Origin of the sequence: Streptococcus infantis (assembly GCF_047463175.1) — a bacterium.
Classification (GTDB): Bacteria; Bacillota; Bacilli; order Lactobacillales; family Streptococcaceae; genus Streptococcus; species Streptococcus infantis_AC.
In genome coordinates, this window is sequence record NZ_JASHEJ010000001.1 from 496,948 (window position 1) to 520,877 (window position 23,930).

Genomic DNA, 23,930 nt, shown 5'->3' on the forward strand with positions numbered 1-23,930 from the left:
TGCTCTCAGTCATCAGATACCATTTCTCTAATCAAACTAGCTAATCATTAAAGGGCATAAAGTTATCGTGCTGATGATAATAATTCAAAGCCTCGACCAAGTCTTGGGGACTTGCATCTGGCTTTTCCTCAAGTGCAACCGAGAGAACATCGAACAACTGCTCTCCATAGTAGACTAGCTGGAGATCTTGCTTCGCTACATCCATCGGATAGACATCACGGTCTTCTACGACATCCGGATAATCTGATACCCAATAGAGCCTATCTAGTGCTAGCTCTCCATCCTCCTTGCCATAGAGGCAAAAATCATCTGAAGAAGACTCGTCCACGCGCATCTGCTCGATTATCTGCTCTAGTGAAAGTTCTTGGTATTTCCGCATCCCTTCTCCTTTTTAGTCTCACTCTTCAACAAAGGAATTCAAAAAATCCTCAAAAGATGGCCATTGACCATACAACTCAGCTTTTTCTTCTAAAACATAGAAGTAAACCTTGCCATAGTCCTCTGCCCTTAGAGAAAGAGCATAGTTACCAGATCCAGGATCATAGGCAAAATGGAGCAGGTCTGTTGCCTTAAAGCCTGCAGGTACAGCCTCATCGTCAAACCATTTCAGAGACTTTTTCATCTCCCATACTGAATCAAAGGAATTGAAAGGAAAGAGATGATGATTATCGTGAACACCCCTTACTTGGGGCTGGCCACCGTTGTACTTGAGATAGAAGTTCAGCATGGCTTCCGGTAATTTCTTTCCAAGAATCTCCTCAAATTGTAAAAAGTCTTCTTTTGAAATCGGTGAATCTGCATCTAGCACTCTAAACATGATTTCTCCCTCCCATTTTTACAATCCTTCCTCTAAAATCTTGTCAATAAAGTCATAGACGTTTGCAGCAACTTTTTGCATTTCTAAGGAGCCTAGAGCACCCAATTCATTTTCATAAATGCAATCATCAGTATTTTTCTTGATAAAGTAGGCCAAATCTCCTTCCTGTCCAATCATAAAGTAATCTGGCTCTACTTCCTCAATCTGATAAGTCTCATTACGCTCCTCTAGATCCTCCTCGGCATACAAACAGATACCAGTATCTCCAATTTCATAGGGGTCAATCTCTTTCCAGTCCGATAAAAACTGATAGTAGAGATTGGGCAAGACAAATCCAAACTCATCTCTTTTCATAGCTTACCTCCACATATTCACTGAGTGTCAACTATATTACTTCAAAGACCAACCACCATCAATAGTCAGAATCTGTCCCTGCATAGCACTCGCTTTCCCACTTGCTAAGAAGAGGCTAACTTCAGCTATTTCACTTGGCTCAATCCAGCGTTTGATAGGTGATTCACTGGCCACCCAATCTGCCAATCCACCTGGCTCAAAGTCAGCTGCGGTCATACCAGTCTTTACTGCACCAGGAGCGATCCCAAAGACCTGAATTCCAGCTTCAGCATAGTCTAGAGCCAACTGCTTGGTAAAGCCAGCTAAGGCATGCTTAGACGAGGTATAGGCGAGTCCACCTCCACCAGCTAGATTTGAAGCAATGGAACACATATTGATGATGATTCCTTTTTTATTCTCCAGCATTTGCGTTAAATAATGTCGAGTCAGCTCCACTGGAGTCACATAGTTGATTTCAAAAATCTCTTGGATTTCCTGAGAAGATTGTTCCAGTAAAGGCTTGTAATCATCCAAAACTCCCGCTGTATTACAAAGAACATCTACTTGAGGGCACCAGTCAAAAATTGGTTCCAAGTCAAGCGTTAAATCACGTTGTAAAAAGTGGAAATCGCCATCTAAGACTGGATTTTTCCCTTGATCTACACCATAAACCTGATAACCTTTTTCTAAAAATAGACGAGCTTGGGCAAGACCAATACCAGAGCTGACCCCAGTAACTAAGACACGTTTAGTCATGGACTTCTACCCAATCTGTCGCTAAGACATCACAAGGTGTCGGACTCCACATAGAAAAACCTTCCCCTTCACCAGATACGTTGATGAGGAAATAGGGTGTCACTTCAAGAGCGACCCCATTTTGTTCAATGGTATCAAAGAGCTGGACATAGTTTTCAGCTCCACCCCAGCCAGTACGCACGTATTTTTTCTTAGCCTTTAGTCCAGGCAGAATTTCTTCAAATGTCATGTTTCTCTCCTTAATTATCTATAAATCTTAATTTCATTATAACAAAAAACCGTTTTTCAACGGCTTTTTGACTGTGATTCCTTAAAATGCATTTTTTCCTATGGCAAATCATTCCCTGCTGCTAGGTAAATCTCATACCATTCTTTTCGAGTTAGGTTGACATGACTTGCTTGGCTTGCTTCTATCAAATGTTTAGGGTTAGTTGTTCCTACTACTGCCTGCATCTTAGCTGGATAGCGTAACACCCAAGCGATAGCAATAGCTGATGGGCTTACACCGTATTTTAAGGCTAGTCGATTTAGGACTTGGTTTAGTTGTTGGAACTTCTCATTGCCGACAAAATTCCCTTTGAAATATCCAAACTGCAAGACTGACCAGGCCTGAATAACCATGTCGTTTAATTTGCAGTATTCAAAGACGCTACCATCGCGCAAAGCTGCCTTGTCACCTTCCATATTGACATGGAAACCTGATTCAAATCCTGGCGTGAAAGCTGCGCTTAGTTGTAATTGATTGATAGATAAAGGTTGTTTGACCTCTTTCTTCAGTAATTCCATCATCATAGGATCTTGATTGGACACACCGAAGTCTCGAACTTTACCTGATTTGTGTAGAATTTCAAAGGCTTGAGCCACTTGATCAGCCTCCATCAAAGCATCTGGACGATGGAGAAGCAAGCTATCTAGATAATCAACCTGCAATCTTTTTAGAATCCCGTCTACTGATTCTAGAATATACTCTTTTGAAAAATCAAAATAGGTAAATTCTTCTATGCGAATGCCACACTTGGACTGGATCCACATATTTTCTCGCAGGTCAGGACGATTGTTTAACACTTGACCCAGTAATTCTTCGCAATGACCTCCACCATAGATATCTGCCAAGTCAAAGGCATTGATTCCTACAGATAGGGCTGTTTCAACCAACTCCTCAACCTCTTTAACCGACTTGTCACTGATTCGCATCATGCCGAGAACGATTTCGGATAGTTCTTTTTTCTCTTGACCAAATGGAATGTACTTCATGGCAATTTCCTCCGTTTTTTCTTCATTATAAAGCAGAATGACACTTTTATCAACTGATGCCTTACATAAGAAAAGAACCAGTTCAAACTGGTTCTTTTTTAATCTTAACCGATCACACTTCCGTTTGGTACAGCTGGATCAACTGTTAGAAGGGTTAATTTGCCATCATGTTCAGCTGAGAGAATCATACCTTGGCTGACATATTTTTTCATCATTTTACGTGGTTTAAGGTTGGCAACGATTTGTACTTTCTTGCCGACTAATTCTTGTTCGTTTGGATAGAATTTCGCAATACCAGACAGGATTTGACGGTCTTCACCATCTCCAGCATCTAGGCGGAATTGAAGCAACTTATCAGAACCTTCTACTTTAGAAACTTCTTTGACTTCAGCAACACGGATTTCAATCTTATCAAAGTCTTCAAACTTGATTTCTTCCTTGTTTAGTTTGAGTTCAACTTCATCAGGATTCCATTCTTTTTCAACAGCTGGCTTGTTGCCTTCCATTTGTTCCTTGATATAGGCGATTTCTTCTTCCATATCGAGACGTGGGAAGATTGGTGTTCCTTTAGCAACTACTGTTACACCTACAGGGAAATCGGCCAAGCTCAAGTTTTCAAGGCTAGAAACTTCTGCGAGTCCAAGTTGAGTCAAGACTGCACGACTGGTTTCCATCATAAATGGCTCAATCAAGTGCGCTACGACACGAAGGCTTGCTGCCAAGTGACTCATAACACTTGCCAATTGATCACGAAGAACTTCATCCTTAGCCAAGACCCATGGAGCTGTCTCATCGATGTATTTATTAGTACGTGAGATAAGAGTCCAGACTGCTTCAAGCGCACGTGGATAGTCAACTGCTTCCATGTAGGTATGGTAGTCAGCGATTGATTGTTCTGCCACTTGAGCAAGTGCATTATCAAAGTCTGTTACACCCTCAACATATGCAGGGATTTGACCATCAAAGTACTTGTTAATCATGGAAACCGTACGGTTGAGGAGATTTCCGAGGTCATTTGCTAATTCATAGTTGATACGTCCTACATAGTCTTCTGGAGTGAAGGTCCCGTCTGAACCGACTGGAAGGCTACGCATGAGGTAGTAACGAAGTGGATCTAGTCCATAACGTTCTACTAACATTTCAGGGTAAACAACATTCCCTTTAGACTTAGACATCTTGCCGTCTTTCATGACAAACCAACCATGGGCAATCAAGCGATCAGGCAATTTCATATCCAACATCATAAGAAGGATTGGCCAATAAATCGAGTGGAAACGAAGGATGTCTTTCCCAACCATATGGAAGACTGTTCCGTTCCAGAACTTGTCAAAGTTGCCATGTTCATCTTGACCATAACCAAGAGCTGTCGCATAGTTAAGAAGAGCATCAATCCAAACGTAGACTACGTGTTTCGGATTTGATGGGACTGGTACACCCCATGTAAAGGTTGTACGTGATACCGCTAAATCTTCCAAACCTGGCTCGATAAAGTTTTTTAACATTTCATTGAGACGACCATCAGGAGTGATGAAGTCAGGATGTGATTTGAAAAATTCGACCAAACGGTCTTGGTATTTGCTGAGGCGAAGGAAATAAGACTCTTCTGAAACCCATTCAACCTCGTGACCTGATGGAGCGATACCGCCGGTTACATTTCCAGCTTCATCACGGAAAACTTCCGCAAGCTGGCTTTCTGTAAAGAATTCTTCATCTGAAACTGAATACCAACCAGAGTATTCACCTAGGTAGATGTCATCTTGAGCAAGCAAGCGTTCAAAAACTTGTGCTACTACTTTTTCATGGTAGTCATCAGTTGTACGGATAAATTTATCATATGAGATATCCAGTAATTGCCAGAGTTCTTTAACACCAACTGCCATTCCATCAACATAGGCTTGAGGCGTGATGCCAGCTTCTTCTGCTTTTTGTTGAATCTTTTGGCCATGCTCATCAAGACCAGTCAGATAAAAGACATCGTAGCCCATCAGGCGTTTGTAACGTGCTAAGACATCACATGCGATAGTTGTGTAGGCAGAACCGATATGAAGTTTACCAGATGGATAGTAAATCGGTGTTGTAATATAAAAATTCTTTTCAGACATAATTTTTCCTTTCCAGGCTAATGAAACCTGTTTTTCTAACACTTCATTATATCATATTTTCTGTGATTTTCGATAGAGAAATCCATACAAAAACAAGACAGACAAATGTCTATCTCGTTTTTTATCTTTTAAATTATTCATAACGAAGTGCTTCGATAGGATCCAGCTTAGAGGCTTTGTTGGCTGGTAGAACACCGAATATCATACCGATACCTGCTGAGACCACTAAACTAAAGAGAGCGATAGGGATGGATACTCCAACCTCGATTCCTGCAATCAAGTTTTGAAGAAGAACTCCTGCAAGCATGGTCATTCCTGCAGCAAGCAGTAGACCAATGAATCCACCTAATAAGGTCAAAATCATGGATTCAATCAAAAATTGAACCAGGATATTAGCCCGTGTTGCTCCTAGCGCTTTGCGTAGACCAATCTCACGGGTACGCTCTGTCACCGAAACAAGCATAATGTTCATAACACCCGTACCACCGACAAAGAGGGAAATCCCTGCGATAGCACTTATAATCGTAGTTATAAAGCCGAACATTTGTTGCACTTCATTGAAGGCTTCCGTTGCATCTGCTATCTGATACTCCCCTTGTTGAAGACCTGCAATCTCCGTCATTTTCCTAGCCAGCTCTGGTCCTAAAGTCTGAGTTAAGCTAGTATCATTGACACGGAAGACAATATTTGAAATCTCGTCTGTGTTAAAATTAGCTGCAAGAGAAATATTGGTCGTAATTGGTAGTCCTCCGACTCCAAAGGATTTTACAGCCTTAGCTTCTTTACTTGCATAAACACCAATAACACGGTAACTGATTTCATTTACTTCAACAATCTGATTGAGAGCTTCTTGTGCTGAACCAAAAAGGCTATTGGCAAGTTCTTCATCTAAAATAATCACGTTTGCAAAATCTTTATAATCTTGTGCTCTAAGACTTCGACCTGCAATGACTTTATTTTCGACCGCATCCATATAAGTGACATTCCCACCAGTCATGTTAGCGTGTTCCACCTTTTTATCCTTATAGGTCAAGGTCACATTGGCTGAGTTGGTCACATAGTAACTATCCACTCCCTTGAGCTTAGCAGCTTCCTTAACCCAGGCTTCTTGTGGTTTTGGTGGTTCAACAAAATCTTCTTCTCGTCCTCCAGAAAGGGTTAGAGCAGATTGCTTTTGGGTAAAGGAACCGTCCTTACTCTTTGTAGGTGAGAAAAAGACATGGATGTCTTTCTGGGACTTGGTCATATTTTTATTGACCTGACGAGACATGGAATCTCCCAAGGCCATGATGACGACAACAGAGGAAACACCAATGATAATACCGATCATGGTTAAGAAGGAGCGCATCTTGTGAGCCATGATAGATGAAAAGGCAAATTTCAGATTCTGCATCTTAGTTTTCCTCCTTTTCTATTTGAGCACTATCAGACGAAATGATACCGTCACGAATGACAATTTGTCTTTTGGCGTAGGCAGCAATTTCAGGTTCATGCGTAACCATGATTATAGTTTTTCCTTCTTTGTTTAATTCAACCAAGAGTTGCATGATTTGATTTCCTGTTTTGGTATCCAAGGCTCCAGTAGGTTCATCTGCTAGAATAATAGAAGGATTGTTAACGAGTGCACGCGCAATGGCAACCCTTTGCTTCTGACCACCTGATAACTCCGAAGGCAAATGATGGCTACGCTCTGTCAACTCAACCTTTTCTAGATAATCTTCTGCTAATTTGCGACGTTTTGAAGCTGAAACACCAGCATAAATCAAGGGTAATTCGACGTTTTGAAGGGCATTCAGCTTGGACAAGAGAAAGAACTGTTGAAAGACAAAGCCGATTTCCTGATTTCGAACCTTGGCTAATTGTTTTTCACCCAAACCAGCTACTTCTTTTCCATCTAGAAAATACTGACCACTTGTAGGTGTATCTAACATACCAATGGTATTCATGAGAGTTGACTTACCAGAACCAGAAGGTCCCATGATAGCTACGAATTCACCTTCATGAACTTCTAGGTTAATATTCTTGAGGACTAGGAGTTCTTGGTCACCATTACGATAGCTACGGCAAATATTTTTGAGGCTAATTAGTTGCTTCATCAGTCTTCACCTCTTTTCCTTCTTGCAAGGAAGCTGTCGGATTACTGATGACTTTTGCTCCATCTTTCAGACCAGATGTGATCTCTTGGTTTTCTGCGTCCGCATTGCCCAATCCAACTTCAACTTTTTTGGCCTTTTGATTTTCATCAAGAATCCAAACATAGTTTTTATCTTCTTCCATAACTACGCTCGTAATCGGAACAATCAATGCTTTACTGGTGCTTTTCACTTCGACACTGACTGTAAAGCCCTGCTTCAAATCACCAATTTCACTTGTTACATCGACGGTATAGGGATATTTAGAACCTGAATTTGAGGCAGCAAGACTTGAACTTGCTTCACTATTATTTTTTGGATAATTTGAAATATAGCTTATCTTACCATTCCAAGTTTTATCTGGATAAACTTTAGAAGTAAAGGTGACTTCTTGACCAACAGAAAGGTTAGCTAGGTTGTATTCAGAGAGCTCCCCCTTGACCTGCAAATTATCGTTACTTACGATATGAATCAAAACTTGACTATTTCCTGTTGGAGATTTTGAAACGTTGCGATTCACTTCAACAACTGTCCCCTCCACCGTACTCAATACCGTAGCAGCATTCAATTGGGCTTGAGCTTTTTCAAGTTGCGCTTCTGCATCTGCACGCACATCACGTGCATCGCTGATTTGAGAATCAATAGCAGCTGTGGCAGAACCGGATGACTGAGCTGGCGCTTGTCCAGTTGCTCCTTCTAGACCTGCTTGCGGAAGACTCGGTGTTGCTGCGGCGGTATTTCGAGACTCATTTAGTTCATTGATATGACGGTTTGCTTTAGCAACGGCACGACTGGCAGCATCATAGGCAGCCTGGGCTTCTGCACTACTGTACTTGACGAGAGCCTGTCCTTCGCTGACCTGATCTCCAACAGAAACCAAGACCTCGTCTAAGTCACCCTTGCTTGCATCATAATAGATGTATTGTTCATTTTGGGCAGTAACACTCCCCGATAGGAGAACAGAAGATGCTACTGAACCCTCTTTGGCAAGGACGATCTTAGCAGTTTCATCTTTTGCTGCAGCTTGATTTGGTTGTCTCAATAGAAGAACAGCTGCTGCTCCCACTACAAGTACTGATGCAACTCCAATAGCAGTAAATAAAGGCCATTTCTTAGCTTTTGACTTTTTTTTCATAGCAATACCCCTTTTATAAATATATATGTTAAGATTATAGCACACATCCTAAAAATGGACAATTTATTTCTAACAATCCAAATTTATTTGTAAAATCCTTTTATTGTTGTATTAGTTATATAATACACTTTCTCTTTTATTTTTGCAAGCATTTTCTTAAAAATTTTAAGCGTAGCAAATTTTTGCATTGACCTCCAAAAAAAGATAGAATATGACTAGAAAACAAGCAAAGGAGCTTTCTATGAGAGAATATGATATTATCGCCATCGGAGGTGGTAGCGGAGGTATTGCTACCATGAATCGTGCGGGTGAACACGGAGCCAAAGCCGCAGTTATTGAGGAAAAGAAATTAGGGGGGACTTGTGTAAATTTGGGCTGTGTGCCTAAGAAAATCATGTGGTATGGGGCGCAAATTGCAGAGAGTATTCACAAATATGGACCTGACTATGGTTTTACAAGTACTGGGAATGAATTTGATTATGCAAGGCTTCGTAAAAATCGTGAAGCCTACATTGACCGTGCTCGCTCCTCTTACGATGGTAGCTTTAAGCGTAACGGGGTTGATTTGATTGAAGGACGTGCCGAATTCGTCGATGCACATACAGTCAGCGTTAATGGAGAGCTAATCCGCGCTAAGCACATCGTGATTGCGACTGGAGCACATCCACATATTCCAGCCATTCCTGGCGCTGAACTAGGTGATAGTTCTGATGATGTCTTTGCCCGGGAAGAGTTACCTGAATCTGTAGCTATTCTTGGGGCAGGTTACATTGCTGTCGAATTAGCTGGTGTACTCCATACACTTGGTGTACAGACAGATTTATTCGTCCGTCGTGATCGTCCGCTACGTGGTTTTGATAGCTATATCGTTGAGAGTCTGGTTCAAGAAATGGAAAATACTGGACTATCTCTCCACACTCATAAGGTTCCAGCTAAACTTGAAGAAGCTGAACAAGGCATTACCATTCATTTTGAAGATGGTAGTACTCATACTGCCAGTCAAGTTATCTGGGCAACTGGTCGCCGTCCAAATGTTGAAGGACTTCAACTCGAAAAAGCTGGTGTCACTCTCAATGAACGCGGCTTTATCCAGGTTGATGAATACCAAAACACTGTCGTTGACGGTATCTATGCTCTTGGAGATGTAACGGGTGAGAAAGAACTTACTCCAGTCGCTATCAAGGCTGGTCGTACCCTATCAGAAAGACTCTTCAACGGTAAAACCAATGCTAAAATGGACTACACGACTATTCCAACTGTTGTCTTCTCTCACCCAGCTATCGGAACTGTCGGTCTAACTGAGGAAGAAGCTATCAAAGAATATGGACAAGAAAACATTAAAGTCTATACTTCAAAATTCGCATCTATGTATTCTGCAGTTACTAGTCACCGTCAAGAAGCCCGCTTCAAGCTCGTGACTGCCGGTGCAGACGAGAAGGTAGTTGGCCTTCATGGAATCGGCTACGGAGTTGATGAAATGATACAAGGTTTTGCAGTGGCAATCAAAATGGGTGCTACAAAAGCTGACTTTGATGCGACTGTTGCTATCCATCCAACCGGTTCAGAAGAATTTGTGACCATGCGTTAAAAGAAAAGAGAGACCCCTTGGTCTCTTTTTTACTCTAAATCGGCCGTTACAAATTTGTAACCTTTTATTTTAAAAAAGGTTGACATTTATATCTCATTCGGTATAATAGTTACTATAATTTATAGAAGAGGTTAACTATTTTGAAAAAAGCACACATTTACGCTATCCCAGCTATCGGGGCTGCACTGATTGCTGTATTGGCACAAATTAGTCTGCCGATTGGTCCAGTTCCTTTCACTCTGCAAAACTTTGCTATTGGTCTCATCGCTACTGTTTTTAGACCAAGGGAAGCTGTTCTCTCTGTCGGACTCTATCTCTTACTTGGGGCTATTGGCCTTCCGGTCTTTGCTAACGGTGGAGCTGGATTTCATGTTTTAGTTGGACCAAGCGCTGGTTATCTTTGGTTCGACCTTGTCTATGCAGGGCTTGCTTCCTATCTCATTCACACCAATAGTGGTGTCCTACGTATTTTCTTTGCAAATCTCTTGGGAGATTCACTTGTTTTTGTCGGTGGTATTCTCAGTCTCCACTTCTTAGCTGGAATGCCTTTTGATAAAGCACTGGCTGTCGGTGTTATTCCCTTTATCATACCTGATCTTGCCAAAATAGTAGCCATTAGCTTCATCAGCCGACCACTACTCCAACGTCTTCGTACACAAGCTTATTTTTCAAGCAAATAAAAGGGCCGGGAATTTTCCTAGCCTCTTTTTAATTAATCTTAGATGAAAGTTTATTGATTCTTAAAAGCATCCACCATGATTTGAAATTCTTCATTTGAGAGAGTAATTCCTTTCCCCATCTTGGTGTGGTCAGGACTCCAGCTACGAATGTCAAACTTCGCTGGTGCACCATTAAAGCTGACACGATTGATTTCTTTGGTCCATCCTTTTTCATTTTCAGATAGAGTAAGCAAGTGTTCTTCAATTTCAAATGTAAATTCTGCCATGTTTTTCTCCTTTTTGTTCTCAATTGATTATTCGAAAAATCTTGTAGATTTCATAAAATTTTTATATAATGATGTAAAGAAGGGAGGCCGGAATGAAAGATTTATTAAAACAGGCTTTGCAAAAAGTCCATGATTTTGTCAATGGACATGAAGATTCCATTCCTGAAAAAAGCGATCCCCTAATTGCTAGACTTGAAGAAGCCTTAGCTAAAAAAACAGCTGTACACATCATTTTTGCTGAGTCAAGTTTTACCGGCGATATTATCAAGTATGATACTGACCGCCAACAAATTATCGTTAAAAATTTCGCCAAAAATGTTAGCCGTATTATTCGAGTGTCGGATATTCGAAGAGTAACTTTCGTTCCTTCTACTATCCAAACGGCCCAAAAAAGAAGATTTAAGAAAGAGTGAGATGCTTCTATCATCTCACTCTTTTTATCTTAGCGAATTTGTTCAAAATGAAGGTGAACAGCGATGTGGTCGCCATAACCACTTCTCTCCAAATCACGTTGCAAACGATAAGAGATATAGTGTTCTGCAATTGTAATGTAGCCAGCACCAAGCAAGCGGTGCTCAACCATTGATTGAATCATACTGATAGTCGCACGTTCTACTTTTGCTTCTTCTAAATCCAAAACAACCTTTTTAGTAACTTGAGCTAGATTTTGGCGCAAATCGTCAGTCAAAACATAGACTGTCTGAGCCGCCTTAAGGATAGCTTGGTAGATTTTATCTGGATCAAAATCAGCGACTTGTCCATCACGTTTAATTACTTGCATAGTTTTCTCCTTTTAATTGTTATTTTCTTTAATTTCTGCTAACATTTTCTCTTCTTCTGCTGTCAGTTCATACTCTTCCAGCAAATCAGGTCTACGTTGGTAGGTTTTCTTGAGGCTCTCATAGAGTCGCCATTGACGTATGTTTTCATGGTGTCCACTCATGAGAACATCTGGAACTAGCATTCCACGATAATCGTAAGGTCTTGTGTACTGAGGATATTCCAAGAGTCCTGATGAAAAGCTATCATCTTGGTGACTTGCTTCCTTCCCAATAACTTCTGGAATCAAGCGAACCGTCGCATCAATCATAGTCATCGCTGCTAGTTCTCCACCAGTCAAGACATAATCTCCAAGAGATATCTCATCGGTTACCAAGGTCTTAATACGCTCATCATATCCTTCGTAGTGACCACAGATAAAGATAAGTTCCTCTTCTTGCGCTAAATCCTCCGCATAAGCCTGGTCAAACTGCTTCCCAGCAGGGTCTAAGAGAATCACGCGCGGCTTCTTTTTTTCAATCGCATCAAAGGCGTCAAAGATGGGTTGCGCTCGAAGGAGCATCCCCTGACCACCTCCATAAGGTTCATCATCCACATGACGAGCCTTTTCAGCGTAGTCACGAAAATTATGATAGTGGATATCTAAGAGTCCTTTTTCACGAGCCTTGCCAACGATAGAATGTTCTAAGGGTGTGAACATTTCTGGAAAGAGAGTTAAAATATCAATCTTCATCGTCTAACCCTTCTAAGAGTTCAACATCCACACGGTTATTAGGAATATCTATATTAAGAACTACTGGCGGGATATAAGGTAAGAGTAAGTCTCGTTTGCCTTTTCGTTTGACTACCCAGACATCATTGGCGCCTGGCTGAAGGATTTCCTTGATAGTTCCAATCAAGTTATCTCCCTCATAGACTTCTAAACCGATAATCTCGTGGTAGTAAAACTCACCCTCATCGAGGTCATTGAGATTCTCCTCAGCAACCTTCAGACTGTAACCCTTGTATTTTTCGATATCATTGATATGGTACATATCTTTAAACTTGATGATATCGAAGTTTTTTTGTTTACGGTGGCTTGCAATGACCACTGTGCGCACAAATTGATCTTTTTCATCAAATAAGGCTAACTCTGCCCCTTTTTTAAAGCGTTCTTCAGCAAAATCTGTCACTGACAAGACTCGCATTTCACCCTGCAAACCCTGCGTATTGACGATTTTCCCAACGTTAAAGTAGTTCATCTTGTCTCCTGTATCTGTTTCTCCCTTTATTTTATCATGTTACAGGGATTTTCACAAGTTGAATAGGTCCTATCTTACAAGGCTACTACTTCTTCAAAAAAATCACCAACTATCTGATTAAACTCTTTAGGATGGTCATTCATCGGTTGGTGTTTACTATCTGAAATCGTTACTTGACGTGCATTGGGATTTAGAGCAATGATACCATCGTAGATCATTTTTAGGTGTTTGGGAAAATCATTTTCGCCTCTTACTAATAGCATAGGAGGATTTCCTTTATATCCTTCTATCTCATGGACTGCCAAGAAACCTGTGATTCCAAGGTTCAAAAAAACATCTCGCCCAGTTTCTATAATGGCAGTCTTGACTAATTCTCTTGTGATAGGATTATCTGTACACATTTTTGAGTTCTTATCTGCAATCACCTTCCAAGGAATCGTTTTATACATAAGAGAACTATATTTGATTCGACCTCTTTCTTTATCTGATAGGTAACGATGCTGTCCCCAACTATCTACCATGACTAAGGCTAGAACTCTTTCTGGATGGCGATAGGTGTACTCTTGAAGTGGATTTCCTCCCCAAGAATGACCAACCAATATCACCTTATCTAGCTGGAAATAGGACAAAATAGCATCTACATCTTGAACAGCGCCTTCCAAGTCGGGAAGGCCAACTTTCATAGGTGATTCACCCTGCCCTCTAACATTGACAAAGTAAAGGTCAAATCCATCAAAAGCATCATACTGGTGGGCCCACATCTGACTACGGCCACAAGCTCCATGATAGAAAATAATGTGGCCTTTACTTGCGTTTCCAGGACGATGATAAACAACCAAATCACAATCTAATACTGGTATAATGTGGCGTACCAAAGTCTCGGGTTCTCTGTTATAAAAAGCAATAGCTTCAGCAATATCATTTGGCTTCATTTCTACACTCTCTCCTCTTTATCCTAATATCATTCTTTTTATCTATTTTATCATGCTATATTAAAATCATCGTTTTCTAAGCCTAACTTCATTAAAAATTTTGAATTTTCTGCATCATTTAGATAAAGAAAAAGACTGCTAAGCAATCTTTACTTTTTTCTCATCAGATTCATGCCTAAAATTCCAGCAATAATCATGGATGCACCAAGCAAGTGATAAGCGTAAATTGGTTCATGTAAAAAAACTGCTCCTGCTACAATGGTTAAAACAGTTCCTAGATTTCCAAAAACACTAACTGTTGATGCTCCTAGTCTAACAATAGCATAAATAGATAAAGCCGCTGTTACGATTGAGGCTAGAATTCCTAAATAGAGGATAGAAAAGATATAGCCAACATGACCAAGGGGTTCAAAATAGCCCGTTAGATTGCTACTTGCCATGTAAGAAAAGAGACTTAAGCAATTAAAAACAATAAAGCCCACTAGAATCACAACTACAGTCAGGTCCATAATCTTGTACTGGCCTCCCTTGTACTTGCTAAGGATATTATTAATGGCATTTGAGAAAACAGATCCAAGCATCAAGACATAGCCAAAGATACCTGCCCCTGCATCGAAATTAGCACCCTTACTAAGGAAAATATAAATAACACCTGCTACTGAAAGAAAAAGAAAGAACTTTTGAACCGTCGTGGTTTTTTCCTTTAAAAAGATTGAGGCCAAAATAAGGGTGAAAATGGGCACTAGGGCTTGCAAAATCCCAGCTTCAGATGATGAAATATACTGAAGAGCAAAGGATTGGAACATGAAAAAGAGGATAGGATAAAAGAGGCTCATTGGTAGAATAGAAAGAATGTCCTCTTTTGAAAGTTTGACCTGAATCAGTTTGCTTTGCTGCAATATAAATAGCACAATAGCTGCGACTGTATAGCGATGGGCTAAGTTGGTCAAAGGACTAGCAAATCCTAAGGCAACCTTGGTAAATAGAAAAGAAAATCCAATAATAGTTGAAAAAGATAAGACTGCCAAATAGGCTTTTGTTTTTTCGTTCATAAATTATAACTCCCTTTGCATCTAGATATCATCAAGTAAAAATGTATCAGACTAAGAACTGGTACTTCATGATGATCGCTATTACTATTCTCCTTGCAAAAAAAGCGAGACCATGTCCCGCTTTTCTTATTTTTCGTCAATAACGATTCTTACTTTTTTGTCTTCAGTTGGGACAGAGTAGACAATCGTTCTTATCGCAGAAATAGTGCGACCCTTACGACCGATTACACGACCCACATCGCTCTGGTCAAGATCCAAATGATATTCCAAAAATTCTGGTGTATCTTCAATCTTGATAGTTAAGGCATCTGGTTGTGAAATCAAAGGTTTCACAATTGCAATAATGAGATTTTCAATCGTATCCATCTGTCAACCTACTTTAAACTTATTTTGAGAATTTAGAATCGTGGAATTTCTTCAATACGCCTTCTTTTGAAAGGATGTTGCGAACTGTATCTGAAGGTTGAGCTCCATCAGCTAACCATGCCAAAATACGGTCTTCTTTCAAAGTTACTTGGTTTTCTTCAACAAGTGGGTTGTAAGTTCCAACTGTTTCGATGAAACGTCCGTCACGTGGTGAACGTGAATCTGCTACGTTAATACGGTAGAAAGGTTTTTTCTTAGAACCCATACGAGTCAAACGGATTTTTACTGCCATTTTTAATATCTCTTTTCTTTTATTTTTTATTTCGGTGAAATAGCTAAGCTATTTAGCACATGTTCTATTATAACAGATTTCTGAGAGGTGTCAAGAAAAAAACTTGACAGACTTTAAAATTTTTAAATTTTTTAGAAATTTATTAGACTAATAGGGATAAATTAGAAAGAAAAAATTTATGATACTACTTTTGATACTGTCTATAAAGACTACCCTGTCAAGCCCTATATCTTTCCTAATCTTGATATGGAAGGCCCTAAACCTGTCCCAAAACGCAAAATGGAACTACTAGAAGACAATCTATTAGCAGATGATATCACCCTCCTATGGAGAATCCAGTTTGGCATTTTTACAACCGAAACATGATTTTAAAAACTCCCATTCGAATATGATTCAAAATTAGCTTAAATCAATGTTTTTCCACTTTTTCAGAAAACAAATTATCATCTAATTTAAATAACTTTCAATTAAATGGTGTGAATTTTGCTTAAAATCATCAAAAACACCCCATGGTGTGAACCATGAAGTGTTGTAAATGCTGTATTGTAGCTAGTTCTTAACGTTTAGAGAACTGGCTAGCTTTACGAGCTTTCTTATGACCTGGTTTGACACAGTTGGATTTCAGGTACTTTCAGTTTAGCTTTATATCAACCATCATCAAAATCCAACTATTTTCTTATTTTAAAAAATATGAATAAGTTTGATTGAATGAGGGAATTTCTTTAAATTTTTTCTTAGCACCTATAAGTTAATAATACTATTCTTTAAATTATAGTTTATAATTATCTGATGTTTCAATGACCACAAAACAAAGTACAGCGAATCACTTCCTTTAGTCAAACATATAACTGAACAACATTGTTTATCTTCCTGCACTTTCATATTTTTTCAATCCTTTTCTAAAAATTGTACGACTGATAATAATCAAAAAAACTGTAAAAACTATTTGATAGAAAAATAGGTTCAATGTATCTTTCCCTAAAAATATTAATACTGCAGGATTGGCAATTAATAAATTGGGAACAAATAACATAGTGATCAATCTGTTAATACCTGTAAAAATATTATATGGATACTTAGAAATTCCAATATAATTCAAAAATACATCTACTTTTGAAAATTTAGTTGGGAACCAAAATGAACTAATCGTTATTAGAAACCAAATTGAATAATATATAATACAACCACACATTAAAGAAAGGATATAAAATAATATTTTTAATGAATTTAAATGTACATTTAAATTTCCATAACTTATAAAAATGATCGCAAGACCAAAAAAAGTATTCACGAATTGAACTAAATTAAATGATCTAAAAATATAGAACAACTGAGTATCAAACGGCCTCAATAAAATTTGATCCAAGTTACCACTCAAAATATCTGATTCTAAAATTCCCATACTTCTAATTAACAATCCCATCATAACTCCATCTACAATAGTGTAGGAACCTACCAAAAATAAAATTTGATAATAGTCCCAACCATTAAAAGAGTCTATGTTTAAGAAAATCAATCTAAAAAATACAATAGGTAAACCAATCCACAGTATCGACGAAAATAGACCACAAAAGAAGTCAAAATGAAAATTCATATCAGATTTAAAACCAAAATGAAGTAGCCTAAAAATTACTTTTATTCTAAACATTTTATCCTCCCACATTTGAGAAGTGCTCCACTCCTTTTCTCAATATGAATCTTGATATAATATAAAAAATGATGCACCAAATCAATTGAATACAAATAATTCTCAAATAGTCTATTAATTTATATGTATCATTACTAAACATCTGAAGCGGTTCATATACTAAGTATTTAAAAGGTAATACATCTAAAAACAGACGAAAATTATTTGAAAAAAAACTTAAAGGCAATAATATTCCTGATAAAAACTGAATTACTATTTCTTTAACAGTAAGGACAAAAAATATATTTTCTAACCAAAAAGAAAGCATACCTACACAACATGATATTAAAAACCATAGAACCATAGATAGAATAATTGCAATACTTCCTAAAATAAGAATTTCAATGGTTAATAACTCATTCTTGTAATAAACACTGGAGAATAAAATGACAGGAATGATGATAAATAATAAATGAGCAAGCCTATCTCCAAGCATTTTACAAAAATAATACTTATAAAAAGTAACAGGTTTTATTAATATGCTAAAAAAATTTCCTGAATGAACATCGTCATTGATTTCCCAATCAACTGGATAAAAAACAAAATATGAAAAAATTATAGTCCCCAAATAGTATTGAACCATTGAGGTAAAATCATATCCTGCTATATTTATCTGGTTACTCTGATATATATACGTCCATAAAAATACTGATATCATAATTTGTATACTTGCCTGTAACATTAACAATAGTACACTTGATTTATAGTTCAAAATAGATCGAAATGATATCAGAATAATAGACATTTCTTTTTTCAATTGTGCTCCTTTTTTGTAAAATAGTTTTGTAAAATAATTTCTTCTAAAGATAGATTTGATATTTCAAAATCTTCTATATCTACAAGCTTATTGATTGATTCTAATGTCTCAAAGACAAAATCTCTAGGTATTTTTAGTATACATTCCGATTTTGTTTGAGAAATGACTACTACTCCTTTAACAGAGCATAACTCTGGTACCAAATCTAATGTCATTTTTATCTTTAAATATTTAAAATCAGAAAATTTAGATAAAATAACATCCATTGACTCCTGCAAAATAATTTTTCCTTTGTCAATGACGATTAATTCGTCACAAACAGACGAAATATCATCCATATCATGACTCGTTAAAATAATAGTAGTATGACATTCTTCATTCATTTTCTTTAAAAACGTTCTGATATCTTTTTTAGACTGTATATCTAACCCTATAGTAGGCTCGTCTAAAAATAATATTTCCGGACTTGTTAAAGATGCCGCGATAAACTCCATTTTCATTTTTTGTCCAAGAGAGAGGGTCCGGACCTGCTGGTAAAGCTGATCTTTTACATTCAACAAATTGCTTAATTCCTGAATTCGTTCTTGTAAAATCGCCGGTTCTACCTCATATAAAGTACCAATCAATTGAAAATAATCCATAGCCGAAACATCTTGAAATAACTGTAATTTATTTCCTACTACTATTGAAATTTTTTTTCTAAAATTTATACTTCTTTTAAATGGAATTTCTCCATTCACTTCTAATTTTCCGGAACTAGGATAAAGAGTCCCAGTCAACATTTTAATCGTTGTGGATTTACCAGCTCCATTACTCCCAATAAAGCCAACTATACTCCCTCTCTTAATCGTAAAACTAATATCTTGAACAGCTCGAATCGTTATTTGATTACGTTTCAAAAATCTCTTGATAAATGGGAGTCTTGAATCAAAATTATAAAAATTTTTAGATAAATTCTGAGCATTAATAACTATTTCACTCATATATCTCTCCTTTCGATAAAATATATTTACTTGTACTTTTTCCATACTTTACCAAAATGCTAAAGATTGAGCTAAAATCTTCGGGATGGGTAAAATAATATTTGTCTTTAAAAAGTTTCTCAAAACCTTCAAGGCGATTATTGAAATCATTAAATTTTGTATTGTCTAGCTGGTTGAATGTCTCTTTAATATCCATAAACTTTCTCCGTGATTCTTTATTTAACTTTATAAATAGAAGAGTGTCTATATATTTATAGATCCTCAAGAACTTGCATTTTATCAAGTATAAGTAGAATAGTATGTAAGGGTTTACATATTCATATTATATGATTATTTAAGGAATCCGTCAATTTTCCACATTATTATATGACAAAATGTATTTTTTAAAAATGCAAAAATCTATGAGCAAGATGTTTGACTTCCTTTTTTAAAGTATATATACTTATATTAACCTTAGAAAAGAAAAAATGTTTGAACAGATATTCAATAATAATTACTTTTTTTAAAATTAAAATTCGAACTTTAAATTTTTATCTTTTTTATATTATTGAGTAACCTAAATTGCCCAATTTGTAAAATTTAGCTAGACAAAAAAAGACATCCAAGAGAAATTTCTTAAATGTCTGTAAACGTTGATATAAGCGTGTTGATTAACGTTTTGATAATTGTGATGCTTTACGAGCTTTCTTAAGACCTGGTTTGGAAAGTATAGATTTCAGTTGGATTAAAAACAGCGAAATATCAAGGATTTTAAGAACAATATCTACTTTTTAATTTCATAAAATCTGAATCAATATTTTTAAAATAGGGGTATAGTTTAGGTCTCTAAGCATTAAAATAATACACCTAACTTTGGTCACCGTTTTTTAGTTATTCACTCTTTTTTCGGATAGTGTTTTTAAAGTTATGATGTAAAATGCCGCAATTAAAACACTATACATCATAATCGGAGGATAGAGAATTAGGGATAGAATCAATCCCACTCCTTTAATTATTAGGTCAGGTATCAATAACTTCCTATATTGTGCGGTAGCTTCAAGTAATTCTTTCCGATCTATATTAGGTTTATCAATTACTTTATGTAAAAACCAGTTTGCTACCGTTGAAACAATAACGATTAGTCCATAAAAGAGCTGTGCCGTATGATTCATGAAATGACTACTAACTATTCCAGTAGCATAGGGCATAAATGAAACAAAAAATAAAAGATACAAATTCTTTCAAATTCCTCCCTTTTCAACTTGGCTAACTTGACCTGCATTACCTAGGTCGCTTTGCTTTAAATTATACTTTTTTCTTAAACATTTGATACGAGTAGGTATTTCTTGTGAGTAATTTTCATCAAAAAATTTCATAGATAAGTCCTATATATAATCATGGTAAAGTAGTAAAAATAGTTGTTATCCTAGTTGATTAAAAAAGTCTTTGATTTCCTCATCTTTTATAAAATAATATATAATTTTCCCCTCTCTTCTAGTATCCAAGATGTTTTGATTGGCTAGTTTACGAAGATGGTGGGAGGCAGATGCCATACTGAGATTTAGTAAACAGGCTATATCACATACACAGAGTTCTTCAACAGCAAGAAGATAAAAGATGATATTTATCTGTTTATTATCGGTAAACTTTGATAAAATACGAAGTGATTTTTGGACTTTTTCCTTTTCAAGGTAGTTCGTTGCGGTTGTAACATTTTGTTGATTTATAATATTCACTTGGCAGATACTATCTTTTTTCATAATTTTTTCTCCTAGCCGAACACAGTCCTTAGCATGTCAAAGCTGTTGTTTTCAATCAGGATATACATCCCCAATCCTAAATAAACAACGGCAATAAACCATCTGCTATATTTTTCCAAAGTTTCTCCAACAGAAGGGACTTGTGCCAATTTTTGGGCAGAAAAAACCAAGAGATAAATCATGACTAGAAAGGTAAGTAAAGCCACTATCAAATTCGCTAAATTTAAGGTAATAAAATATGGGACAAAAACACCTATATTGTCAGCACCACAACTTGCAAAAGTAATCATAGCGACTAGAAAAATCAGGTTTTTATCATCTTTGCGCAAACCATCTTTTGCAATAGCTTCTCCATCAGAATCTCCTAAAAGCAAAACTTTGAGTCCTAGGAAAATTGGAATCAAACCGAGAAAACCTAAAATCTCTTTACTAGGAATATAATTTAAGACAAATGCAAAAAGTAAACTTAGCAATATTAGACTAACAGAGCCTAGAAATTGTCCTAAATAGATGTTAATAATGTCTTTTCTGCTTTTTCTTTTGGCAAAAAATAACATTAGGATAATAAGTAAGTCTACGGCTGTCCCAGAATACAGGATTATTGAAGTAACAACATTTTGAACCATAAAACACCTCATTCAAATATATTTTTGAATGTATTTTAACATTAAACTTTGTAGATGTCAACTTCAGCTCCATCAAAGTATAGATAAGAAGGTAGAGATTGGACTGAAATATAGTGAAATGTATTAAAATTGAAAAAAGAAAAAACGCTTGAAATCAGAGTTTTTCTTATGTATTGATTCGTATTGAATGCTTAATTCACTTCTGTAAAAATTAACTTCTACACCTACAAAGCTTATTCTGACAGACTTTATAAGAGTCTAAGAAAAAAAGTAGAGATCCATACAGTATCTAGATTTTCCAAAGATTCTTTATCATCAAATATTATTAACAAAACTATCCAAACCAAATCCGATGCATTGCTTCAAAGAATTCTTTAGTTGTTTGACTAGCGAGGTCTTTAATTAAAAAATTTTTTCAAATAATTACCACATTGACACATAAAATTCTTGCTTTCTAAATTTAAGTGTGATATATTTATAACATAACATTTAAATGTTATATATTTATAACACAAAAAAGGAGTCTATCATGAAAAAAAGTCAAAAAATGCGTGGCCTCATTGCAATGATTGCCGTAGCTCTCATTATTGATTTTATTGTTTTATTTGGTTCTAATCTTAGTTGGGGACCCAAGTTAGTTATTACTGGTATTTCAGTGCAATGTCAAATTGTAGCTATTTGGAGCTGGCTACATATGAAACTATGGTCTCATAAAAGTCAGAAAGGTAAGGGAAAGATTATTTTTGACTTGTCTGCTAAGCTTTACACGATACTTTTGTTTGCAGCAAGTATTTTTTATACATTAGGAATTTGGGTTGCGACCCCAAGCTTAAGTTCTGGTATTAAAGAATGGATTTTGGGAATTGGCCTCGTTATTGAAGTGATTTTATTTGCTTTTTTCTGTTTGAAAAATGTCAAGGAAACTCCGGACGAACGCTTTTATGCTAATTTAGGCAAGGCAGCTAGCTTGATGTTTGTTTTTATACTAGGCGCACTGATGATCCTAGCAGTTATCATTGGGTATATGGGGTCTCTCACTCTTTACATGGGACAGATATTTTTTAGCATAGCTGCCTTGATTTGCATCTTTGCGGTTGTCTATCTTATCTTGGAACGGAGAGGATAAGCATGGCCAAAGAAAGCAATATTATTACTAATCTCAAATCTGTTCGTGAGTCCACAGGCATGACCCAGCAGGAGTTAGCCGACCTCATCGGCATGCGACGCGAGACAATTCTGCACTTGGAAAATAACCGTTACAATCCTTCACTGGAAATGGCTCTTAAAATTGCTCAAGTTTTTAATCTGAAAGTAGAAGACCTCTTTGAACTCAGACAGAAAGAGGAAGCATAATTCTTTTTAAGAACTAGTATTAAGTTCATTGATTAATTAGGAATTGAAGCCAAAGGGAGAGCGGATACTGGAACAATACCAGGACATTTTCGACCGTCATCCAAAGAAAAATCTCTAATCAAACTACTTTTTAGTTGATTTCCTCTTAAACTACCTTGTGACTAATATTTGAAATCCACTTCTTTTTAGGGTACAATGGTAGAAATGATTTTTGAAAGGACTAACATGAAAAAACTAGCTACACTACTACTCATTTCGACTTTTGCTCTCGGTGGATGTACAAGTATCCAACGTGCACTTCGTGGTGATGATTACGTGGATTCTAAGATTGCTGCTGAGGAGAGTTCCAAGGCTGCTTCCCAAGCAGAAAAAGATTTGAAAGACGCTTTAACCAACGAAAATGCGAACTTCCCTCAACTTTCTAAGGAAGTCGCTGAAGACGAGGCTGAAGCTATTCTCCACACTAGCCAAGGGGATATCCGTATCAAGCTCTTTCCAAAGTTAGTTCCACTTGCGGTTGAAAACTTCCTTACTCACGCTAAGGAAGGCTACTACAATGGGGTTACTTTCCACCGTGTGATTGACGGATTTATGGTACAAACCGGAGATCCAAAAGGGGATGGTACAGGTGGTGAATCTATCTGGCACGATAAGGACAAAACCAAGGACAAGGGGACCGGTTTTAAAAATGAAATCTCTCCATACCTTTATAATATCCGTGGTTCCCTATCTATGGCCAATACTGGTCAACCAAGCTCAAATGGTAGCCAATTCTTCATCAACCAAAGTACCACAGACTATTCAGCTAAACTTCCTACTAATATCTATCCTAAGAAAATTATCGAAGCCTACAAAGAAGGGGGAAATCCAACTCTTGATGGTAAACACCCAGTCTTTGGTCAAGTGATTGATGGTATGGACGTAGTAGATAAAATCGCAAAGGTTGAAAAAGACGAAAAAGACAAGCCGACTACTGCTATCACTATCGACAGTATCGAAATTGTTAAAGACTACGATTTCAGTAAACAATAACACCATTGACTATAACTATAAGGAGAT

General features: G+C 37.1%; 33 protein-coding genes. 7 read left to right on the top strand and 26 right to left on the bottom strand.

Features of this window, described 5'->3' with window-relative positions:
• Nucleotides 1-40 precede the first annotated feature (40 nt).
• The 10 genes from QM859_RS02595 to QM859_RS02640 all read right to left on the bottom strand — a co-directional run bounded on the left by QM859_RS02595 (nucleotide 41) and on the right by QM859_RS02640 (nucleotide 8,529).
• The gene (locus tag QM859_RS02595; protein WP_414262031.1) at nucleotides 41-379 is read right to left on the bottom strand and encodes a DUF7716 domain-containing protein; all 339 of its coding nucleotides are present in this window, start codon (nucleotides 377-379) and stop codon (nucleotides 41-43) included.
• A gap of 18 nt (nucleotides 380-397) precedes the next feature.
• Entirely contained in the window at nucleotides 398-817 is a 420-nt protein-coding gene (locus tag QM859_RS02600; protein WP_414262032.1) for an SMI1/KNR4 family protein, read from the bottom strand.
• Nucleotides 818-835: 18 nt separating this feature from the next.
• Nucleotides 836-1,171 carry a hypothetical protein gene (locus QM859_RS02605; protein ID WP_414262033.1) on the bottom strand — a complete coding sequence of 112 codons (336 nt, stop codon included), beginning with the start codon at nucleotides 1,169-1,171 and terminating at the stop codon, nucleotides 836-838.
• Between the two features lie 36 nt (nucleotides 1,172-1,207).
• The gene (locus QM859_RS02610; RefSeq protein ID WP_414262034.1) at nucleotides 1,208-1,906 is read right to left on the bottom strand and encodes a 3-oxoacyl-ACP reductase; all 699 of its coding nucleotides are present in this window, start codon (nucleotides 1,904-1,906) and stop codon (nucleotides 1,208-1,210) included.
• Nucleotides 1,899-2,135 carry a DUF2829 domain-containing protein gene (locus tag QM859_RS02615; protein ID WP_000141913.1) on the bottom strand — a complete coding sequence of 79 codons (237 nt, stop codon included), beginning with the start codon at nucleotides 2,133-2,135 and terminating at the stop codon, nucleotides 1,899-1,901. Before QM859_RS02615 ends, QM859_RS02610 begins: the two co-directional genes overlap by 8 nt.
• 98 nt (nucleotides 2,136-2,233) lie before the next feature.
• Entirely contained in the window at nucleotides 2,234-3,160 is a 927-nt protein-coding gene (locus QM859_RS02620; protein ID WP_414262035.1) for an aldo/keto reductase, read from the bottom strand.
• A gap of 104 nt (nucleotides 3,161-3,264) precedes the next feature.
• Complete coding sequence (gene metG / locus QM859_RS02625; protein ID WP_414262036.1) at nucleotides 3,265-5,262, bottom strand: methionine--tRNA ligase; 1,998 nt, start codon at nucleotides 5,260-5,262, stop codon at nucleotides 3,265-3,267.
• A 133-nt stretch (nucleotides 5,263-5,395) separates the two neighbouring features.
• Entirely contained in the window at nucleotides 5,396-6,655 is a 1,260-nt protein-coding gene (locus tag QM859_RS02630) for an ABC transporter permease (protein WP_414262037.1), read from the bottom strand.
• A gap of 1 nt (nucleotide 6,656) precedes the next feature.
• Entirely contained in the window at nucleotides 6,657-7,358 is a 702-nt protein-coding gene (locus tag QM859_RS02635; protein WP_414262038.1) for an ABC transporter ATP-binding protein, read from the bottom strand.
• On the bottom strand, nucleotides 7,342-8,529 hold the full coding sequence (locus QM859_RS02640) for an efflux RND transporter periplasmic adaptor subunit (protein WP_414262039.1): 1,188 nt from the start codon (nucleotides 8,527-8,529) through the stop codon (nucleotides 7,342-7,344). The genes QM859_RS02635 and QM859_RS02640 overlap by 17 nt, the downstream gene beginning before the upstream one ends.
• Before the next feature lie 241 nt (nucleotides 8,530-8,770).
• Between QM859_RS02640 and gor the strand changes: the two genes are divergently transcribed.
• Together gor and QM859_RS02650 are read left to right on the top strand one after the other, a co-directional pair.
• Nucleotides 8,771-10,117, top strand: coding sequence for a glutathione-disulfide reductase (gene gor / locus QM859_RS02645; RefSeq protein ID WP_414262040.1), 1,347 nt, complete (start codon nucleotides 8,771-8,773; stop codon nucleotides 10,115-10,117).
• Nucleotides 10,118-10,257: 140 nt separating this feature from the next.
• The gene (locus QM859_RS02650) at nucleotides 10,258-10,797 is read left to right on the top strand and encodes a biotin transporter BioY (RefSeq protein WP_414262041.1); all 540 of its coding nucleotides are present in this window, start codon (nucleotides 10,258-10,260) and stop codon (nucleotides 10,795-10,797) included.
• A 50-nt stretch (nucleotides 10,798-10,847) separates the two neighbouring features.
• Here QM859_RS02650 and QM859_RS02655 read toward each other — a convergent pair whose 3' ends face one another.
• Complete coding sequence (locus QM859_RS02655) at nucleotides 10,848-11,063, bottom strand: YdbC family protein (RefSeq protein WP_004253080.1); 216 nt, start codon at nucleotides 11,061-11,063, stop codon at nucleotides 10,848-10,850.
• Between the two features lie 92 nt (nucleotides 11,064-11,155).
• Between QM859_RS02655 and QM859_RS02660 the strand changes: the two genes are divergently transcribed.
• A complete protein-coding gene (locus QM859_RS02660) occupies nucleotides 11,156-11,476 on the top strand; it encodes a hypothetical protein (RefSeq protein ID WP_223332811.1) in 321 nt (106 codons plus the stop codon).
• Between the two features lie 29 nt (nucleotides 11,477-11,505).
• Here the strand turns inward: QM859_RS02660 and QM859_RS02665 are convergent, their stop codons facing one another.
• The 7 genes from QM859_RS02665 to rpsP all read right to left on the bottom strand — a co-directional run bounded on the left by QM859_RS02665 (nucleotide 11,506) and on the right by rpsP (nucleotide 15,726).
• Nucleotides 11,506-11,844, bottom strand: a complete 339-nt coding sequence (locus QM859_RS02665; protein ID WP_004253071.1) for an ATP cone domain-containing protein — start codon at nucleotides 11,842-11,844, stop codon at nucleotides 11,506-11,508.
• Nucleotides 11,845-11,856: 12 nt separating this feature from the next.
• Nucleotides 11,857-12,576, bottom strand: a complete 720-nt coding sequence (trmD, locus tag QM859_RS02670) for a tRNA (guanosine(37)-N1)-methyltransferase TrmD (RefSeq protein WP_414262042.1) — start codon at nucleotides 12,574-12,576, stop codon at nucleotides 11,857-11,859.
• Nucleotides 12,566-13,084 carry a ribosome maturation factor RimM gene (rimM, locus tag QM859_RS02675; protein WP_016465641.1) on the bottom strand — a complete coding sequence of 173 codons (519 nt, stop codon included), beginning with the start codon at nucleotides 13,082-13,084 and terminating at the stop codon, nucleotides 12,566-12,568. The genes trmD and rimM overlap by 11 nt, the downstream gene beginning before the upstream one ends.
• A 74-nt stretch (nucleotides 13,085-13,158) precedes the next feature.
• On the bottom strand, nucleotides 13,159-14,016 hold the full coding sequence (locus tag QM859_RS02680; RefSeq protein WP_414262043.1) for an alpha/beta fold hydrolase: 858 nt from the start codon (nucleotides 14,014-14,016) through the stop codon (nucleotides 13,159-13,161).
• A 149-nt stretch (nucleotides 14,017-14,165) separates the two neighbouring features.
• Nucleotides 14,166-15,068 carry a DMT family transporter gene (locus tag QM859_RS02685; RefSeq protein WP_414262044.1) on the bottom strand — a complete coding sequence of 301 codons (903 nt, stop codon included), beginning with the start codon at nucleotides 15,066-15,068 and terminating at the stop codon, nucleotides 14,166-14,168.
• Between the two features lie 126 nt (nucleotides 15,069-15,194).
• Nucleotides 15,195-15,434 (bottom strand): RNA-binding protein KphA, encoded by a 240-nt coding sequence (gene kphA / locus QM859_RS02690; protein WP_000379617.1) that lies wholly within the window; start codon nucleotides 15,432-15,434, stop codon nucleotides 15,195-15,197.
• Between the two features lie 19 nt (nucleotides 15,435-15,453).
• Nucleotides 15,454-15,726: a 30S ribosomal protein S16 gene (rpsP, locus tag QM859_RS02695; RefSeq protein ID WP_004253064.1), complete on the bottom strand. Its 273-nt coding sequence runs from the start codon at nucleotides 15,724-15,726 to the stop codon at nucleotides 15,454-15,456.
• Nucleotides 15,727-15,900: 174 nt separating this feature from the next.
• Here rpsP and QM859_RS02700 point away from each other — a divergent pair, with 174 nt between their 5' ends.
• A complete protein-coding gene (locus QM859_RS02700; RefSeq protein ID WP_414262187.1) occupies nucleotides 15,901-16,092 on the top strand; it encodes a hypothetical protein in 192 nt (63 codons plus the stop codon).
• Between the two features lie 496 nt (nucleotides 16,093-16,588).
• On the opposite strand, the gene QM859_RS02705 is transcribed toward QM859_RS02700, so the two are convergent.
• The 8 genes from QM859_RS02705 to QM859_RS02740 form a co-directional block, all read right to left on the bottom strand.
• Nucleotides 16,589-17,374 carry an ABC transporter permease gene (locus QM859_RS02705; protein WP_003013947.1) on the bottom strand — a complete coding sequence of 262 codons (786 nt, stop codon included), beginning with the start codon at nucleotides 17,372-17,374 and terminating at the stop codon, nucleotides 16,589-16,591.
• A gap of 1 nt (nucleotide 17,375) precedes the next feature.
• The gene (locus QM859_RS02710) at nucleotides 17,376-18,170 is read right to left on the bottom strand and encodes an ABC transporter permease (RefSeq protein WP_003013825.1); all 795 of its coding nucleotides are present in this window, start codon (nucleotides 18,168-18,170) and stop codon (nucleotides 17,376-17,378) included.
• Complete coding sequence (locus QM859_RS02715) at nucleotides 18,167-19,153, bottom strand: ABC transporter ATP-binding protein (RefSeq protein WP_003010129.1); 987 nt, start codon at nucleotides 19,151-19,153, stop codon at nucleotides 18,167-18,169. The genes QM859_RS02710 and QM859_RS02715 overlap by 4 nt, the downstream gene beginning before the upstream one ends.
• On the bottom strand, nucleotides 19,146-19,349 hold the full coding sequence (locus tag QM859_RS02720; RefSeq protein WP_003010127.1) for a hypothetical protein: 204 nt from the start codon (nucleotides 19,347-19,349) through the stop codon (nucleotides 19,146-19,148). Before QM859_RS02720 ends, QM859_RS02715 begins: the two co-directional genes overlap by 8 nt.
• Before the next feature lie 670 nt (nucleotides 19,350-20,019).
• The gene (locus tag QM859_RS02725) at nucleotides 20,020-20,304 is read right to left on the bottom strand and encodes a hypothetical protein (RefSeq protein WP_414262045.1); all 285 of its coding nucleotides are present in this window, start codon (nucleotides 20,302-20,304) and stop codon (nucleotides 20,020-20,022) included.
• A gap of 69 nt (nucleotides 20,305-20,373) precedes the next feature.
• A complete protein-coding gene (locus QM859_RS02730; protein WP_002889641.1) occupies nucleotides 20,374-20,508 on the bottom strand; it encodes a hypothetical protein in 135 nt (44 codons plus the stop codon).
• 45 nt (nucleotides 20,509-20,553) lie between these two features.
• Entirely contained in the window at nucleotides 20,554-20,892 is a 339-nt protein-coding gene (gene cadX, locus QM859_RS02735) for a Cd(II)/Zn(II)-sensing metalloregulatory transcriptional regulator CadX (RefSeq protein WP_000711083.1), read from the bottom strand.
• 11 nt (nucleotides 20,893-20,903) lie between these two features.
• The gene (locus QM859_RS02740) at nucleotides 20,904-21,518 is read right to left on the bottom strand and encodes a CadD family cadmium resistance transporter (protein ID WP_414262046.1); all 615 of its coding nucleotides are present in this window, start codon (nucleotides 21,516-21,518) and stop codon (nucleotides 20,904-20,906) included.
• A 529-nt stretch (nucleotides 21,519-22,047) separates the two neighbouring features.
• Between QM859_RS02740 and QM859_RS02745 the strand changes: the two genes are divergently transcribed.
• The 3 genes from QM859_RS02745 to QM859_RS02755 all read left to right on the top strand — a co-directional run bounded on the left by QM859_RS02745 (nucleotide 22,048) and on the right by QM859_RS02755 (nucleotide 23,903).
• Nucleotides 22,048-22,644: a DUF3796 domain-containing protein gene (locus QM859_RS02745; protein WP_414262047.1), complete on the top strand. Its 597-nt coding sequence runs from the start codon at nucleotides 22,048-22,050 to the stop codon at nucleotides 22,642-22,644.
• Nucleotides 22,645-22,646: 2 nt separating this feature from the next.
• Nucleotides 22,647-22,871: a helix-turn-helix transcriptional regulator gene (locus tag QM859_RS02750; protein WP_042769224.1), complete on the top strand. Its 225-nt coding sequence runs from the start codon at nucleotides 22,647-22,649 to the stop codon at nucleotides 22,869-22,871.
• Between the two features lie 225 nt (nucleotides 22,872-23,096).
• Nucleotides 23,097-23,903 carry a peptidylprolyl isomerase gene (locus QM859_RS02755; protein ID WP_414262048.1) on the top strand — a complete coding sequence of 269 codons (807 nt, stop codon included), beginning with the start codon at nucleotides 23,097-23,099 and terminating at the stop codon, nucleotides 23,901-23,903.
• Nucleotides 23,904-23,930 lie beyond the last annotated feature (27 nt).